The following is a 1,479-nucleotide window of genomic DNA, read 5'->3' on the forward strand; positions in this document are numbered from 1 at the left end:
TCAGCCCCGCGCATTGATCGCCTCGATCTCCTCCTGCAGTTCCAGCCAGCGTTCCTCGGCGCTTTCGAGTTCGCGCGCGAGCGTTGCCTGCCGTGCCAGCGCATCGCGCAGCTTCGCCTTCTGCGCCTCGGCATAGAGGCCCGGATCGGCGAGGGCGGTTTCGAGCGTCGCCTTTTCGGCGTTGAGCTTCTCCATCGTCTTTTCGACCTTCGCCAGTTCGCGCTCGACGGGCTTGCGCAGTTGCGCGAGGCGCTGGCGGGATTCGGCGTCTGCGCGTTTCTGTTCGCGCTTTTCGGCCGCGCTCGGGCCGCCGGCGGCTTTCGATTGCGCATCTTCCTGGGCGGACTGCGCGGCGCGCGCAGCCTTCTCGCGTTCGGCGAGCCAGTCGCGGTAATCGTCGAGATCGCCGTCGAAGGGCCGGGCGCGGCCGTGGCCGACGATCAAAAAGGCGTCGGTAGTCGTGCGCAGCAGGTGACGGTCGTGCGAAACCACGATCAGCGCGCCTTCGTAATCCTGCAGCGCGACGTTCAGCGCGTGGCGCATGTCGAGGTCGAGGTGATTGGTCGGCTCGTCGAGCAGCAGCAGGTTCGGCCGCTGCCAGACGATCAGCGCCAGCGCGAGGCGCGCCTTCTCGCCGCCCGAGAACGGTTCGATCGGCTCCAGCGCGCGCTCGCCGCGGAAGTCGAAGCCGCCGAGGAAGTTGCGGATGTCCTGCTCGGAGACGTTCGGCGACAGCGCCTGCACGTGCTGCACGGCCGTGCGCTCCGGGCGCAGTTCTTCGAGCTGGTGCTGCGCGAAGTAACCGATCGCGAGGCCCTGACCTTCGCGCCGTACCCCGCCGGCGAGCGGCAAACGCCCGGCCAGCAGCTTGATCAGCGTCGACTTGCCGGCACCGTTCGGCCCGAGCAGGCCGAGGCGCGTGCCGGGCTGAATGTCGAGATTCAGCCCGGCGAGCACCGGCTGATCGCCGTAGCCGACGCAGGCTTCATCGAGCGCAAGCAGCGGATGCGGCATCGACTTCGGCGGCGCGAATTCGAAGCCGAACGGCGAATCGACGTGCGCAGCACTGATCAGCTCCATGCGATCGAGCGCCTTGATGCGCGACTGCGCCTGCCGCGCCTTGGTGGCCTGGGCGCGGAAGCGGTCGATGAACTTCTGCAGGTGCGCAATCTCGCGCTGCTGCTTCTCGAAGGCGAGTTGCTGCTGCGCGAGCTTCTCGGCGCGCTGGCGTTCGAAGGCCGCGTAGTTGCCCGGATACAGCGTGATGCCGAGCTGCTCGATGTGGGCGATGCCATCGACGACGTTGTCGAGGAAATCGCGGTCGTGCGAGATCAGCAGCAGCGTGCCCGGATAGGCACGCAGCCAGCCTTCGAGCCAGATCACCGCGTCGAGGTCGAGATGATTGGTCGGCTCATCGAGCAGCAGCAGATCGGAGCGGCACATCAGCGCGCGCGCCAGGTTCAGGCGCATGCGCCAGCC

At 67.6% G+C, this 1,479-nt stretch carries 1 protein-coding gene; it reads right to left on the reverse strand.

The window, feature by feature from the left end; translation table 11 throughout:
- Positions 1-1,479: ATP-binding cassette domain-containing protein (locus tag PKE44_RS15870; RefSeq protein WP_324553060.1), on the reverse strand; the 1,479-nt coding region annotated here is incomplete at its 5' end.

Origin of the sequence: Plasticicumulans sp. (assembly GCF_035331805.1) — a bacterium.
In the GTDB taxonomy this organism is placed as follows: domain Bacteria; phylum Pseudomonadota; class Gammaproteobacteria; order Competibacterales; family Competibacteraceae; genus Plasticicumulans.